At 58.8% G+C, this 15923-nt stretch carries 11 protein-coding genes; 3 read left to right on the top strand and 8 right to left on the bottom strand.

Features of this window, described 5'->3' with window-relative positions; genetic code table 11:
* Positions 1–151: 151 nt before the first annotated feature.
* The 6 genes from lon to ACIPLA_RS12250 form a co-directional block, all read right to left on the bottom strand.
* Entirely contained in the window at positions 152–2569 is a 2418-nt protein-coding gene (lon, locus tag ACIPLA_RS12275) for an endopeptidase La (RefSeq protein ID WP_401173269.1), read from the bottom strand.
* 740 nt (positions 2570–3309) lie between these two features.
* Complete coding sequence (locus ACIPLA_RS12270; protein ID WP_401173268.1) at positions 3310–3687, bottom strand: DUF6124 family protein; 378 nt, start codon at positions 3685–3687, stop codon at positions 3310–3312.
* A gap of 573 nt (positions 3688–4260) precedes the next feature.
* On the bottom strand, positions 4261–6669 hold the full coding sequence (locus ACIPLA_RS12265) for a glucose/quinate/shikimate family membrane-bound PQQ-dependent dehydrogenase (protein ID WP_218398978.1): 2409 nt from the start codon (positions 6667–6669) through the stop codon (positions 4261–4263).
* A 217-nt stretch (positions 6670–6886) separates the two neighbouring features.
* Positions 6887–8269, bottom strand: a complete 1383-nt coding sequence (locus tag ACIPLA_RS12260) for a carbohydrate porin (RefSeq protein ID WP_401173267.1) — start codon at positions 8267–8269, stop codon at positions 6887–6889.
* A 242-nt stretch (positions 8270–8511) separates the two neighbouring features.
* On the bottom strand, positions 8512–9750 hold the full coding sequence (gene glyA / locus ACIPLA_RS12255) for a serine hydroxymethyltransferase (RefSeq protein WP_401173266.1): 1239 nt from the start codon (positions 9748–9750) through the stop codon (positions 8512–8514).
* Positions 9751–9884: 134 nt separating this feature from the next.
* Complete coding sequence (locus ACIPLA_RS12250) at positions 9885–11090, bottom strand: benzoate/H(+) symporter BenE family transporter (RefSeq protein WP_123500600.1); 1206 nt, start codon at positions 11088–11090, stop codon at positions 9885–9887.
* A 348-nt stretch (positions 11091–11438) separates the two neighbouring features.
* Here ACIPLA_RS12250 and ACIPLA_RS12245 point away from each other — a divergent pair, with 348 nt between their 5' ends.
* The 3 genes from ACIPLA_RS12245 (at position 11439) to ACIPLA_RS12235 (ending at position 13872) form a co-directional block, all read left to right on the top strand.
* A complete protein-coding gene (locus ACIPLA_RS12245; RefSeq protein WP_401173265.1) occupies positions 11439–12827 on the top strand; it encodes a PLP-dependent aminotransferase family protein in 1389 nt (462 codons plus the stop codon).
* 161 nt (positions 12828–12988) lie between these two features.
* Positions 12989–13219: a VF530 family DNA-binding protein gene (locus ACIPLA_RS12240; protein WP_007941719.1), complete on the top strand. Its 231-nt coding sequence runs from the start codon at positions 12989–12991 to the stop codon at positions 13217–13219.
* Between the two features lie 2 nt (positions 13220–13221).
* Positions 13222–13872, top strand: coding sequence for a Pr6Pr family membrane protein (locus ACIPLA_RS12235; protein ID WP_218398982.1), 651 nt, complete (start codon positions 13222–13224; stop codon positions 13870–13872).
* A 171-nt stretch (positions 13873–14043) separates the two neighbouring features.
* Here the strand turns inward: ACIPLA_RS12235 and ACIPLA_RS12230 are convergent, their stop codons facing one another.
* Positions 14044–14841 carry a siderophore-interacting protein gene (locus ACIPLA_RS12230; RefSeq protein WP_218398983.1) on the bottom strand — a complete coding sequence of 266 codons (798 nt, stop codon included), beginning with the start codon at positions 14839–14841 and terminating at the stop codon, positions 14044–14046.
* Positions 14838–15419, bottom strand: a complete 582-nt coding sequence (locus ACIPLA_RS12225; RefSeq protein WP_008072292.1) for a PadR family transcriptional regulator — start codon at positions 15417–15419, stop codon at positions 14838–14840. Before ACIPLA_RS12225 ends, ACIPLA_RS12230 begins: the two co-directional genes overlap by 4 nt.
* Positions 15420–15923 lie beyond the last annotated feature (504 nt).

Raw genomic sequence — 15923 nt, 5'->3', positions numbered from 1 at the left:
TCCGAGAATGGGGGTGTCAGGGCTGACGCCTTCGCGGGCAAGCCTCGCTCCTACGGGGGTTGTGCGTTGTTCGCATTTTTTGTGAACGACGCAAAACACTGTAGGAGCGAGGCTTGCCCGCGAAAGCAATCGCACAGGCACTACATAACTATCAGAACAATATCTTCGCCACATCCGCAAAGCGCTTGGCAAAGTGCACGGTAATCCCTTCCTTCAGATAATCCGGCAGTTCTTCAAAGCTTCCACGATTAGGCTCGGGCAGGATCAACTCGAAAATCTTCTGCCGCCGCGCTGCAATCACCTTCTCGCGCACCCCGCCAATCGGCAGCACATGCCCGGTCAGCGTCAGTTCGCCGGTCATGGCCACGCCTTTTTTCGGTGGCTGGTTGCGGGCCAGGGACAGCAGGGCGCTGGCCATGGTCACACCGGCGCTCGGGCCGTCTTTCGGCGTGGCGCCTTCCGGTACGTGGAGGTGAACGAAGGCTTCGTCGAAGAACGTCGGATCACCGCCAAATTGCTTCAGATGGGAGCTGACGTAGCTGTAGGCAATTTCTGCCGACTCTTTCATCACTTCCCCCAGTTGCCCGGTGAGTTTGAAGCCACGGTTGAGGGTGTGAATGCGCGTGGCTTCGATCGGCAGGGTGGCGCCGCCCATGCTGGTCCAGGCCAGCCCGGTGATGACGCCGATGCCGGACAGCACTTGTTCGTTGCGGAACACCGGGCGGCCGAGTGAAGCTTCCAGGTCTTTCGGCCCGAGCTTGATCACCGCTTTCGGTTCGTCGAGCAGCTTCATTACGGCTTTGCGTACCAGTTTGCCGAGGTTTTTTTCCAGCTGCCGCACCCCGGCTTCACGGGCGTAGCCATCGATCAAGGCTTTCAACGCGTTGTCGCTGATGCTCAGGCTACCCTTGGACACACCCGCTTTCTCAAGCTGTTTCGGCCATAGGTGACGCTTGGCGATCGCGACTTTCTCTTCGGTGATGTAACCCGACAGACGAATCACTTCCATCCGGTCCAGCAACGGGCCGGGAATCGAATCCAGGGTGTTGGCGGTGCAGACGAACAGCACTTTCGACAGGTCCAGGCGCAAATCCAGGTAGTGGTCGAGGAATTCAACGTTCTGTTCCGGGTCGAGGGTTTCCAGCAGCGCCGAGGCGGGGTCGCCCTGGTAGCTCTGGCCCATTTTGTCGATCTCGTCGAGCATGATCACCGGGTTCATCACTTCGACGTCTTTCAACGCGTGGACGAGTTTGCCCGGTTGCGCGCCGATGTAGGTGCGGCGGTGGCCCTTGATCTCGGCTTCGTCGCGCATGCCGCCGACGCTGAAGCGATAGAACGGCCGGCCCAGGGTTTCGGCGATGGACTTGCCGACGCTGGTCTTGCCCACGCCCGGCGGGCCCACCAGCAACACGATAGAGCCGCTGATCTCGCCTTTATAGGCACCGACCGCGAGAAATTCGAGGATGCGGTCCTTGATGTCATCAAGGCCGGCGTGGTGTTTGTCCAACACCTTGCGCGCGTGTTTGAGGTCGAGTTTGTCCTCGCCGTACACGCCCCACGGCACTGAGGTCGCCCAGTCGAGGTAGTTGCGGGTCACCGCGTATTCCGGTGAACCGGTCTCGAGGACCGACAGCTTGTTCATTTCCTCTTCAATGCGTTTCTGCGCCTGAGGCGGCAACACCTTGCCCGTCAGACGTTGCTCGAACTGCTCGATGTCGGCGCTGCGATCATCCTTGGTCAGCCCCAGCTCTTGCTGGATGACCTTGAGTTGTTCCTTGAGAAAGAACTCGCGCTGGTGCTCGCCGATCTTGCGGTTCACTTCGGCGGAGATTTCTTTCTGCAGGCGCGCGACTTCGACTTCCTTGCGCAGCATCGGCAGGACTTTTTCCATGCGCTTGAGCATCGGCACGCAGTCGAGCACTTCTTGCAGCTCGCTGCCAGTGGCCGAGGTCAGGGCGGCGGCGAAGTCGGTCAGCGGTGACGGGTCGTTGGGGCTGAAGCGGTTGAGGTAGTTCTTCAGCTCTTCGCTGTACAGGGGGTTGAGCGGCAGCAGTTCCTTGATCGCGTTGATCAGCGCCATGCCGTAGGCCTTGACCTCATCAGTCGGCTCAGTGGGCTGGTGCGGGTATTCGACTTCCACCAGGTACGGTGGGCGATGGTGTTTGAGCCAAGCTTTGATGCGCACCCGGCTCAGACCTTGGGCGACGAATTGCAGTTTGCCGTTTTCGCGACTGGCGTGGTGGACTTTGACCAGGGTGCCGTATTCCGGCAGGGCTTTGGTGTCGAAGTGGCGCGGGTCTTCCTGGGGAGTGTCCATGAAGAACAGGGCCAGGGAATGGTGGTCGGATTGGCTGACCAGTTCGAGGGTTTCGGCCCACGGCTCTTCGTTGACGATCACCGGCAATACTTGCGCCGGGAAGAAAGGCCGGTTGTGGATCGGGATGATGTAGACCTTGTCCGGCAGGTTCTGACCAGGCAGGGCGAGGCCTTTGCCGGTGGAGTGGTGTTCGACGTTGTCTGTTTCGGTGTATTCGCTCGTGTCTTCGGGGAATTCTTGCTGGTCGGTCATGGGGCACCTGCGCAATAGGGTATGGGTCTTAGATGGGGCAGGTGGGGGGTGGTTTCAATGGGCCTGGATATTTCAGCTTGTGTGTTCAGGGGTTTGACAGGTGTTTGGACTTGGCGGCCTTTGGGCCGACCATGCTTTGGTTGGGTTGTGTACATATCCGTTGCTGCGGTAACGGCGGCTTATGGTTTCGCCCTTACGGCGAGGCACTTTTGGCAAACGCCCCAAAAGTACCCAAAAGGTCTCGCCCCAAGCGTCCGGCCCCTCGCTGAGGCTCGGCGTTCCTTCGTTCTGGTATCCATCTGGGGGCATCGCCCTACGGTCTGCTTCGCTACGACCTACATGCGATGGGTTCGACTGCGTCGAACGGCGCTGCGCGCCAATCCCCAGATGAACACCGGAACGAGGCCTCCCGAAGGGGCGGGTGGATCAAGATCAAAAGCTGCAGGCGAGCTAACGCTCGGCCTGTTGAGTGGTGAGGGGCGGGTGTACGCCGCTCCACTGTGGGAGCGGGCTTGCTCGCGAAGGTGGCCTGACAGCCGCCCAATCTCTCGCAGACATACGCCGACCCACTTGTAGGAGCGAGGCTTGCCCGCGAAGACGGCCTGACAGCCGACCAATTCCTTGCAGATATACACGATTCAATTGTGGGAGCGAGCCTGCTCGCGATGGCGGCGTGTCAGGCGACATCAATGTTGAATATCAGGCCGTCTTCGCGGGCAAGCCTCGCTCCTACAGGGGGATTAGCTGTGTGGCGCAGGTTTTGGTATGGCAACGTTATCCAGCATCCGGTTCACCGCCAGTTCTGCCAGCATGACGATCTGTTGAATCGCCATCATCGTGTGCCGGTGCGGCCCTTCCAGATAGCCCGCAATATCACTCGCCATCACACTGGCCTGGGCCAACGATTCACAGGTGTGGGCCAACAGGTCTTCGTCTTTGATATCCGGCGCAACCATGTACATCGTGCTCGGCTTGCGGGTCACGGGGGCTTTGAGGGCAGAGGGGTTGAGGTAGTGATCGAGCGCGCGGTTAGCGGCGTCGTGGAGTTTTTTTGAATCGTTGGATTCGTAGGGCGAAACGTTGTCGGTTTCTGGGGGATTCGGTGTTTCTTTGAACATGATGAAGCTCCAAGTAAGTAATGGAGCTGCCACTGATCGCCGCGACGCGATGGGGGGTGGCAGCTGTACGCAGGTTCGCGGACCGAGCTACTTGGAAACTCGGCATACCCGAAGGTATCCCGCGCACAGCCACCATGAGACCAAACGACAGGAACGTCGATTGGGGCCGGTGATTATGCACCAAGTAAGCTAATTCAGGCCGCGACGCCCGGTCGCTGATTTGCAGCGACCCCCAAAGCCTATCCATGCCACTTCCGAGCGACAACTGTCAAAACCTGTCGGAAAGCTCTCAAAAAATCACCACGTCTGTAGGACATGCGCGGATATCTCTGACTACCACAATCAGCTGTAGGAGCGAACTGTGGCGAGGGGGCTTGCCCCCGTTTGAGTGCGTAGCACTCACCAGATCTTTGGTTCATCAGCGGTTTTGGGGCTACTTCGTAGCCCAACGGGGGCAAGCCCCCTCGCCACAGTTCGCTCCTACAGGGATTTTGGGGGTGTTGGGATTGCAGCGCCCACAAAAAAAGGCGACCCCCTCACAGGCGTCGCCTTTGCTTTAACTGCCGCTACCGCTTATTCCGACAGTTTGTACGCAATCACATAGTCACCCTGTTTGGTGCCCAGCGATCCGTGACCGCCCGCAACAACGAGCACGTATTGCTTGCCGTCTTTGCCGGTGTAGGTCATCGGTGTGGTTTGCGCGCCTGCTGGCAGGCGGCCTTCCCACAGTTGCTTGCCGTTTTTCACGTCGTAGGCGCGCAGGTACTGGTCGAGGGTGCCGCTCAGGAAGGCCACGCCACTGGCAGTGGTGAAGGTCCCGCCCAGGCTCGGTACACCCATGCTCAGAGGAATTGGAACCGGCGAGCTGTCGCGCACGGTGCCGTTCTTGTGCATCCAGATGGTTTTGTTGGTGGTCAAATCGACCGCCGCCACGTAACCCCATGCCGGTGCCTGGCACGGCAAGCCCATTGGCGACAACAGGGCTTCGAGGATTACCCCGTAAGGCGCGCCTTTGTTGGGCTGCACGCCTTCGGTTTCGCTGACGCGAGGGCCTTGTTTGGCGATTTCGGCGGCCGGGATCAGTTTCGATTTGAACGCCATGTAGCTCGGATTCACGAAAGCAATCTGACGCACCGGGTCAACCGAGATGCCGCCCCAGTCGAACACGCCGAAGTTACCGGGATAAACGATCGAGCCTTGCAGCGACGGCGGAGTGAACATGCCGTCGTAGCGCAGGGATTTGAAGTCGATCCGGCACAGCATCTGATCGAACGGGGTCACGCCCCACATGTCGCGTTCCTTGAGGGTCGGCGGCACGAAGTTCAGGTCGGACATCGGTTGGGTCGGCGAAGTGTAGTCGCCTTCCACTGCGCCTTGCGGCACCGGGATTTCCTTGATCGGCACGATCGGCTGACCATTGCTGCGGTCCAGCACGTAGATGCTGCCTTGCTTGGTGGACGCGAGCACTGCCGGTTTCACACCGTCTGCGGTTTTCAGGTCCATCAGGGTTGGCTGGCCACCGACGTCCATGTCCCACAGGTCATGGTGGGTGAACTGGAAGTGCCAGCGCACCTTGCCGGTGGCGATGTCCAGCGCGGTCAGGCCGGCGGCGTGCAGTTCCGATTCAGGGGTGCGTGCGCCACCGAACTGATCCGGGGTCTGGTTGCCCATCGGCAGGTAGATCATGCCGAGTTTTTCGTCGACGCTGAAGATGGACCACATGTTCGGCGAGTTGCGGGTGTAGACCTTGCCTTCGGCAATCGGCGTGGTGTCGTCCGGGTTGCCGCTGTCCCAGTTCCATACCAGTTTGCCGGTGTGCACGTCGAACGCGCGGATCACGCCGCTTGGCTCGTCGATGGAAACGTTGTCGGTCACGTGGCCGCCAATCACCACCAGGTCTTTGGTGACCGCCGGTGGAGAGGTGGAGTAATAACCGCCGGCGGTGAATTCACCGATGTTGGTCGTCAGGTCAACCTGGCCACCGTTGCCGAAGTCTTCGCACATTTTGCCGGTGTCGGCGTTCAGGGCGATCAGGCGGGTGTCGGCGGTCGGCAGGAAGATCCTGCGCGGGCAGACGCTGGCGACAGGCGCGTTGGCAGTGCCGGTAGGGCTCTGCTCGGACGCGTAGGCGGCGTCATCGTGATAGGTCACGCCACGGCAGGTCATGTGCGCCCAACCCTTGAAGTTCGCCGCGTTTTGCGTGGAGAGCTTCGGATCGAAACGCCAGAGTTCCTTGCCGGTGTCCGGGTCCAGCGCGATCACCTGGCTGTGCGGCGTGCAGACATAGAGCATGCCGTTGGCTTTGAGCGGGGTGTTTTCGGCGGTGGTTTCGCCCGGGTCGTTCGGGCCAGGCAGGTCGCCGGTGCGGTAGGTCCAGGCGGGAACCAGTTTGTTGACGTTCTGCGGCGTGATCTGTGCCAGTGGCGAGTAGCGATCGCCATGGGCGCTGCGGCCGTAGGAGTTCCAGTCGCCATCGGGCATGGCCGGGGCGGTGTTGCTCATGCCAGGCACGGCGTCACGATCCAGTTCGCCTTTGATTTCACCGGGGTTGGTGAACAGGCTGGCCAGCGCAGCGATACCGGCGATGACCACGGCAGCGCTCAGCACGCCGGTGCCGACCGGGTTGAACTCGCCGGTACGCAACGGGCGACGGAACCATGGCAGCAGCATGACGATACCGAGGGCAAAGAGCAGCGCCAGACGTGGCACCAGTTGCCACCAGTCCAGGCCGACTTCCCACAGTGCCCAGACCGTACTGGCGAACAGCACCACCGCGTACAGGCTCAGCGCCGCATAACGGTCGGCAAGCAGCAGCCCACCGGTCAGCATCAGGCCGATACCGGCCAGCAGGTAATACAGCGAGCCGCCGAGCATGCTCAGCTTGATCCCCCCGGCCAGCAAGGCCAGGCCCATTAGTAGAAGCACGATACCGAGCAGGCTCGGCAGCAGACGGCTTCGACTGAAAGCACCATCAGCGCTCATAGTGTGGTTCTCCGTGACGTTTTAAGTAAGCCCGCGCAAGTTCACTGTAGATGACGATCTGGCGCGGGCAGGGTTCATATAAAAAACGGTTGGACGCCGCATTCCCTTGTAGGAGCGAGGCTTGCCCGCGAAGACGGATTAACATTCAACAAAAGATGCTGATTAATAGATCGCCTTCGCGGGCAAGCCTCGCTCCTACAAGGATTTGTGGTGATTCTTAGAACGACGACTGGATCTTGATCCCGCCAATCAGCGCGTCATCGACCTTGTCCACGCCACCGGGGTGGCGGATGTATTGCAGGTTCGGGCGCACGGTCAGCCAGTTCGTGACGTGCACGCCGTAATAGAGCTCGCTGCTGTATTCGGTGTCTTGCGGTGGCAGGAATGATGGGTCGTCGTAGTCGAAGACGGCGCGGGCCTGATTGGTAGCCTCGGCGTTCTTGCGAAAGGCCGGGTTGACGTGGACACGGGCCAGGGCAAAACCGATGTCGTCCCGGGCGCGGGCATCGAACAAACCTTTATAGACGACGCCGGCCTGGACGTAGTTGTCGATGGCGTTGGTTTTCTTGTCGTGCATCGTGCCATTGGCGAACACGCTCAGGCCCCGAGAGTGGTCACTGGCGCGGCTGGTCAGCTGCTGCTGAATACCGAGCCATACGCCGTGCTTGCTCGATGCGCTGCGATAAGCCTCGCCAGTCAGGGCTGCTGGCTGGCCGTTGCTGTCCTTGTAGACGTCGGTGGCCGTGGCGTTGCTGTAGTAGTAACCGGCACGGTATTCACCCGGCAGGCCATTGAATTTCGGAGTCCAGACCAGCTCCACCGGCAGGATCGCGCCCTGTGTGCCGCTGCCGCTGAGCTTGAAACCATTATCGCGATCAAGGTTGGACGGGTTTTGCTCGTAAGCCCCGACCTGCGCGTACAACTCCGGCGTCAGGTGATATTTGACGCGCATCGCCCACTGGCTGACCGGCCAGTTGTACCAGATGTCGCCCACCCAGTTGCCGACCTGGGAACCGCAGAACGCCAGGTTCTGGAAGTCGCAGGGGAAGCTGTTGAAGTCTTCGCCCTCGCCGAAGCGACCAACCTTGATGTCGAGCTTCTGATCGAAGAATTTCTGCTGATACCACATCTGCGTCAGGCGCCAGGTCTGGCCGCGACCCCAGACTTCCTGAGCCGAGGTGAAACCGCCGACCCGCGGATCGTTGATTCGGTCGTTGCTGATGTTGTTGCCGTTGCGCTCGGTGATGGTCAGCTGAAATTCAGCGTCGTCCCAGCCCAAAATTTTCTGCAAGTCCAGATGAGTGCCAAAGCCGAACTGGTCGCTGTAGCGAGCGGTGCGGTCATGGTCATAGCCACCGTGCAGGTTGCTGCCCATTTCACCGGTGTAATCGACCTTGAAGTCGTAGCCCTTTTCCGAAAGTTCGGTGCGCGTACCGTTCCAGTCGCCCAGCATCCACGGTGAATCGCTATCGAAGGCCGGCGCAGCCTGGATGCAGGTGGCGAGACCCAACGCGGTGAATCCGCCCATCAGGATGAGGGCTTTTCGATTGGACACAGAGAGTAAGACAGCGCTGTCTCGCGGAGTTTGAAAATCAGGCATAGAGAAGAAATTCTTGGTCTTTTTCTAAAGGGGGTGAACTGAACGCAGCGGGAATGCAGCAGGGGAGAAGCGTTTCAGCTGGACGGGCGTAAGGATAATGTTCTGTTACACATAGAGAAAGGGCTTTTACTGACATGGATCATTTCGGATTTCGTAACAGTCGGTTGCGACCGGTCGCCGCAGTGCCAGGTGCTGCCAAAAAAGGCGGACTCAAGCGTCCGCCCCCTTACGTTTCAGTGCCGTTAATTCAACAGATAGACCGGGAAACACTCACACAAATGCATCACCCGTCGACGGACATTGTCCAGCAACGCCGCATTGGTCGGTTGCTCAAGCAGGTCGGCAATCAGGTTGGCCACTTCGGCGCATTCGGCTTCGCCGAAGCCTCGCGTGGTCAGGGCGGGTGTGCCAATGCGAATGCCGCTGGTGATCGCAGGTTTTTGCGGATCGTCGGGGATCGCGTTCTTGTTCAAGGTGATGTGGGCGCTCTCGAGCAACGCCTCGGCATCTTTTCCGGTGATGTTCTTCGCGCGCAGATCGAGCAGGAACATGTGGCAGTCGGTGCCACCTGACACCACCCTCAGGCCCCGTCGAGTAAGGATATTCGCCATGGTCCTGGCGTTGTCGATGACGCGTTGCTGATAGTGCTTGAACTCATCACCGAGGGCTTCGTTGAACGCTACGGCCTTGGCGGCGATGACGTGCATCAGAGGTCCACCCTGATAGACCGGGAATATCGTCTTGTCGAGCAACGCCGCATGTTCGCGTTTAGCCAGAATCAGACCGCCCCGTGGGCCGCGCAGCGTTTTATGAGTGGTCGAGGTGACGAAGTCGGCAATGCCGACCGGCGAGGGGTACAGGCCGGCTGCGATGAGTCCGGCGTAGTGCGCCATGTCGACCATCAGGTATGCCCCGATTTCATCGCATATTTTGCGAAAACGCTGGAAGTCGATGGTCCTGGAATATGCCGAGGCACCGGCAATGATCATTTTCGGCCGGTGTTCCCGGGCCAGGGCTTCCATCTCGGCGTAGTCGAGGGTTTCGCTGTGTTTTTCCAGGCCGTAAGAGTACGCGTTGTAGAACTTGCCGGAGAAGTTTACCGAGGCGCCATGGGTCAAGTGGCCGCCATCGGCCAGGGACATTCCCAGAATCGTGTCGCCAGGGTTGAGCACAGCGAGAAACACGGCCTGATTGGCCTGGGACCCGGAGTGCGGCTGGACGTTGGCATATTCGCTGCCAAACAGTTTGCAGGCACGTTCGATGGCGAGGCTTTCGATCTCGTCGACCACTTTACAGCCACCGTAATAGCGCTTGCCTGGGTAGCCTTCGGCGTACTTATTGGTCAGCACCGAACCTTGGGCTTCCAGCACTTCTTCGCTGACGTAGTTTTCCGAGGCGATCAGTTCCAGGTGGGTTTCCTGGCGGTTGCGTTCGCGGCCGATCAGGCGCGCGAGGGTAGGGTCTAAATTCTTCAGGCTCATGGAGTCTTCCTTCAAATAAGTGCTTCGGCCAAGGCGGCTGGTGCGTGATGCGGCAACAGCCCTCGCTGGCCGTTACCGCGCGCATGTCCTTGAGACTATTGCGCCGCCGACCTCGATGAAGTCGTAACGAGCGGTCATGGTCGGCTGCCCTCGGCTACGGTGCTGGCTTTGCTTTCTCGGGTGTAGGTCAGTACGAAATGTGCCACGAGCCCGAAGATCAGCCCCCAGAATGCAGCGGCCAGCCCCAGGAAACTCATGCCCGAGGCGGTGACCAGGAAGGTGATCAGCGCCGCTTCACGTTGTTTCTCGTCAGCCATGGCGCCGGTCAGCCCGGCGCTGATCGCCCCGAACAGGGCCAGGCCGGCGAGCGAGGCGATCAGCTCTTTGGGCAAGGCAGAAAACACCGAAGCCAGGGTCGCGCCGAAGGTGCCCATCAGAATGTAGAACACCCCGCAGGCGATCCCGGCGATGTAACGCTTGTCGCGATCTTCATGGGCTTCGCGGCCGGTGCAGATAGCGGCGGTGATGGCCGCAAGGTTAAAGCCATGGGAGCCGAAGGGCGCCATCAAAACTGAACCGATGGCCGTGACCGAAATGATCGAGCGCGCGGGGGTGTTGTAGCCCGAGGTGCGCAACACCGCCATGCCCGGCACGTACTGCCCGGTCAGGGTGACGAGGGCCAGCGGCAGGCCGATATTGATGATCGCGTGCCAGCTCCACTGCGGGGCGATAAAGATAGGGTGGGCGACATCGATGGTGATCGAACCTGTGTTGAGTTCACCGAACGAGGCGGCCACGGCGCAGCCGACAATCAATACCGACAGGATGGCGTAGCGCGGTGAAAAGCGTTTGAAGATCAGGTACGCCGCGATCATTGACAGCACCAGGCTCGGCTGCAGCTTGATCGAGGTGAAGAGTTCGGCGCCGAAACGAAACAGGATGCCGGCGAGCATGGCGGCGGCGATGGCTTTTGGCAGGCGACTCATCAGTTTGTCGAACGCACCGGACAGGCCGACCACCGCGATAATCACCGAAGCCACCACATAGGCGCCGATGGCCTCGGGCAGGGAGACCGTGGGCAGCATCGACACCAGCAACGCCGCGCCTGGTGTCGACCAAGCCGTAATCACCGGAACCCGCAAACGCCAGCTCAATAACAGACCGGTAATGCCGCTGCCGATGGAAATCGCCCAGATCCAGGACGACACTTGATCATTGGGCAGGTGTGCCTCCCGGGCCGCCTGAAACACGATGATCAGCGGGCCGGCATAGGAAATGATCACGGCGATGAAGCCTGCAATGACCGCTGACAGGGATAGATCCTTTCTGAGTGTGTCCATGATGTCTCGACTTGGCGTGGCGGGCACGCGGTGATTCAGAATTGAGATTGAGTCGATTGACTCGATTCGAGATGAGTGTATTTGAATGAATTGAGTTGATTCAATAGGCGAGAAGGTTGTTACGAGATGTTTTTTTGCTATCAAGGGGTATTTGTCAGATTTTTTCCAAATAACTATTTGATTTATAAATAAATATTGCTGTTGAAAAATATTTTTTATGAAAAATGATTTTCGATTAAATCGCCGAATCAATCGACTCAATTTATTGATTGAGTCCATTTATTAGTTGCCTAACCACCATGTGATATGCTCGGATATTTATCATTTCTACGATGGTAGTGATCATTCATGTGGGTTCCTCAGCTAAGCGAGTTCAGCCAGCCGATGTATTTGTCGATTGCCGACGCGTTGGCGCGCGATATCAGCAACGGCGTGCTGAACGAAGGTGATCGTCTGCCGACTCTGCGGGAGCTGGCCAACACGCTGAATGTCACGCCCGGTACCATCAGCCGTGCCTATAGCGAAGCCCATCGGCGGCGTCTGGTGCAGGGGGAAGTGGGGCGTGGCACTTATGTACTCAACCAGAAGCAGTTGGAATTGCCGGCCAGCAACAGTGCCGTCTCGCTGAATCTTGGGCAGTCTGAATTACTGGATCTTTCGATCATCAAGCCTTACAGCGAAACCCTGGAATACTGGTTGCGCGGAGCATTGGTGGACATGGCCAAAAGCACGGATTTTGCCCATGCCCTCGATTACGCACCCGATGGCGGTCATCCGGCTCATCGCGAGGCGGGCGCGCAATGGCTGCGCCATTCGTTGCCCGATGCGCAATGGCAGCAAGTGGTGATCACCGCCGGCGCACAGCATGGTTTGATGGTCGCGATGAGTGCGCTGACCAACGCCGGTGATCTGGTGCTCTGCGAGGCGCTGTGCTACCCCGGCATCATTTCCCTTGCCCATGGGCTGGAACGACGTCTGCGTGGCGTGCCAATGGACGATGAAGGGATCATTCCCGAAGCGTTACGCGAACTGTGCCAGCGTGAGAAACCGGCGATGCTGGTCTGCGTGGCGACCTGTCAGAACCCGACGGCCGCAATCATGTCGCAAAAACGTCGGGCGCAGATCGCGGCATTGGCCGAGGAGTTCGACTTCATCATTCTGGACGATGACATCTACGGTTTTCTGGCCACAGACCCGTCGATCAAACCGCTGTCGGCGTTTGCCCCGGATCGTTCGGTGTACCTGACCAGTCTGTCGAAGTCGGTCATGCCGGCCTTGCGGATTGGCTATCTCTATAGCCCGCCGAAACTGCTGTCACGCCTGACCTCCATGGTACGCAGCAGCGTCTGGATGCCGTCGCCATTGACCGCTCAGTTGGCCAGTAATGTGATCACGCAGGGGTTGGATAAAAAGCTGATCCGTATTCAGCGCAACGAAGCCGCCGGGCGGCAGGCGATTGCTCAGGAAATCTTCGCCAATTTCGAGCTCAAGACCCAGCCGTATTCCTACCACGTCTGGTTGACGTTGCCCGAACCCTGGACCAGTGACGAATTCACCATGCTGGCCCGTGCCAACGGTGTGCTGGTCCTCAGTGGCACCCAGTTCCAGGCCGAACGTAGCGGCATTACCCGCTGCGTGCGATTGGTGTTGATGTCGCCCACCAGCCAGGACGAATTGAGGTTTGCCCTGACCAAGCTGGCCAGTCTGATCGATTCGGACCCGCGTCGTTATTACTGAGTCCTGGCAGTATCTCCTGACGTTTGCCCCTCAGATGATGGCCAACTCGCCTACAGTTAATTCAGCATCTGACGAATGCCTCTGTCCGGAGCCCTTCCACCGGGCGAAAGCCTCCGCTAAGGTGCGCGGCTTCCCATCCTTTCATCGCTCGAAGGCCCGGCATGACCGAACAGAACACCAACCCCCTGCATGGCGTGACGCTGGAGCAAATCCTCAACGCCCTGGTTGAGCACTACGAATGGTCGGGGCTGGCCGAGCGTATCGATATCCGCTGCTTCAAGAGTGACCCGAGCATCAAGTCGAGCCTTACATTCCTGCGCAAAACCCCATGGGCGCGGGAGAAGGTCGAACGCCTGTACGTGAAGCTGATGCGCACCAAGCGACCGGTCTGAGCATGGTCATACCCTCGACCGCGAGGCGTCGTTGTGTTGCCGTGGCGGCGATTCTGGGCTGGGCGGGTTTGAGCATTCAGATGTACCTGATTCTCTATGCCCGCTGGAGTATCGCGGCCAGTCTGCTGGGTGGGCTGGTGAGTTTTTTCAGTTTCTTCACCGTGCTGACCAACACGCTGGTGGCGGTGGTGCTGACCTGTGAACTGACGTCCCGCGAATCCGCTGCGCGCCGCTGGTTTTTACAGCCGTGGGTTAGCAGTGCAATTGCGGTGAGCATCGCCGTGGTCGGTTTGGCGTACAGCCTGTTACTGCGTCATTTATGGCATCCCGAAGGCTGGCAATGGCTGGCCGACGAGCTGATGCATGACGTCATGCCGCTGCTGTTTCTGGTTTATTGGTGGTTCTGTGTGCCCAAAGGTACGTTGCGCCTGCGGCACATTGCGCTGTGGATGATCTATCCGCTGGTGTACTTCGGCTATGCGTTATGGCGCGGGCATCTGCTGGCGGTTTATCCCTATCCGTTCATTGATGTGGACAAGCTGGGTTATCCACAGGTGTTTGTGAATGCAGGGGGATTGTTTGTGGGGTTTGTGCTGATTGCGCTGGTGGTGATTGGGTTGGATCGGTGGCGAGCCACTACACGCACTTTGTAGCAGCTGGCGTAGCCTGCGTTCGGCTGCGCAGCAGTCGTAAAGTCAGACAACGTATAGCATCAGGTAAATCGAGTGCTCAGGTTCTACGACTGCTTCGCAGCCGAACGCAGGCTGCGCCAGCTGCTACGGATCGCGGGATGACTGAGCTCCTCGCCACAATATGAATTGCTGTTATTCCTCGTCACTGTCATCCAGTCGCCAGTAGCCGACCGCTTTGACGAATTGCTCATCCAGCCCATGCTCATCGAGCAATACCCGGCGGATCTGCCGCGACACTTTGGACTCAGTTGCCACCCACGCATATAGATTGCCATCGGGCACCTTGATCTGTTGCACGGTGGTCAGCAGGTTGTTTTTGCCTCCCTCACGCAGCACCCAGGTCACATCGACCTGGGCGGCGCTTTCCAGGCGTTGTTGTTCGGCGCCATTTTCCACTTCCACGATCACCAGCGCACGTCGATTGGCAGCCAGGCCTTCGAGCCGGCGGGCGATGGCGGGCAAGGCGGTTTCGTCGCCAATCAGCAGGTAGCTGTCGAAGATGTCCGGCACGATCATCGAGCCCCGCGGCCCGCCGATGTGCAGGAACTGGCCAGGTTTGGCCTGCTCGGCCCACGTCGAGGCAGGGCCATCGCCGTGCAGCACGAAGTCGATGTCCAGTTCCAGGGTGTCGAGGTCGTAGCGGCGCGGGGTGTAGTCGCGCATTTCGGGCAACGGGCCGTTGTCTTTGCCGGCGCCCAGCACCAGGTTTTCCAGCGCTGCCTCTTGCTCGGCATTTTGCGGGAACAGCAGTTTTACATGGTCGTCCGTTCCGAGGCTGACGAAGCCTGCCAGCTCAGGACCACCCAGCGTAATCCTGCGCATACGCGGCGTCAGGTCGACCACTCGCAACACTTTCAGGCGACGGCGTTTGAGCTCATGCATGACGCGGTGAATGGATTGGGATTGGGATTGCAGGATCACGTCAGTCATTCGGCTTTCTCCTGAACAGGTTGAACAGCGGGGCCATCGACGATGGCCTTGGCGGTGTTGTTGAGCAGGTCGCGCACTCGCAGGATTTCTTCCGGGCTCCAGCGACCATGGTGCATTTGCAAGGCATGGCGCAGGTTGTGCACCGCTTCGTGAATTTCGGCGGGGCGGTCATGGCCGCGCAATGAGCGCTTGCTGACTTCGATGCGCATGCGCACGCCGTCCAGGGCAATCGCTTGTTCACTTAAAGACAGACGTCCGGCGTCGGTGATGCTGTAGCGTTTTTTTCCGCCTTCGGCATCGCCCAGGATCATTTCGCTTTCTTCAAGGAAGGTCAGGGTTGGGTAGATCACACCGGGGCTGGGGCTGTAGGCGCCGTCGAACATGCTTTCGATCTGGCGGATAAGGTCATAGCCATGGCACGGCTGCTCGGCGATCAGTGCCAGCAGCAGCAATTTCAGGTCGCCGGGGGCGAATACCCGGGGGCCGCGCCCACCACGTTCGCGGCCAGGGCCGGGGCGTTTCTCGAAGCCGTCGCGGCCTTCGCCGTGTTCACGGTGGGGGGAATGATGGTCTCTCATTTTTGCTTGCTCTCGTCGTGTTTAGATACAACGTAAGATATATCTTAAGGCCGGAGCAAGCGCTTCAGACCAACGGCGCCTCTGTGCTCGGGACGAAAAAACAATCCGACGAGGAAAAAACACAAAGGAATTCATATTCTCGCGCCTGTTAATTACAGAGAATTAGTGTTAACTCTCTAATACGTGGACATTAACCTTTAATTTCAGGGAGTGTGGTCCTTGTCTTACGGAAGTTGCACGGTGTTGGACAAGTAAAACAGGTCGTGTTTTGCATGATTTGTAGTCCGTCTCTTACAGTCACTGTTTGATTATTTCAATATGTCGGGTTTTTTCACGCTGCAGCCATGTCCATTTGGCTACACGCTCATCAGAAGTTGCCTGCTTACTTTCGGGAGGGATTGCTTGATGATCTTCCGGCATTGAAAGTTCAACAAAACCTCTGACGGTTATATGGCCGATCACAGGCTTTCGGACTTCAATGAGCCAATCCTTAGATAAAAAGAC

Source organism: Pseudomonas sp. NPDC086112, from assembly GCF_044746425.1.
GTDB lineage: Bacteria > Pseudomonadota > Gammaproteobacteria > Pseudomonadales > Pseudomonadaceae > Aquipseudomonas.
This window is presented reverse-complemented; position numbering and strand designations above follow the sequence as displayed.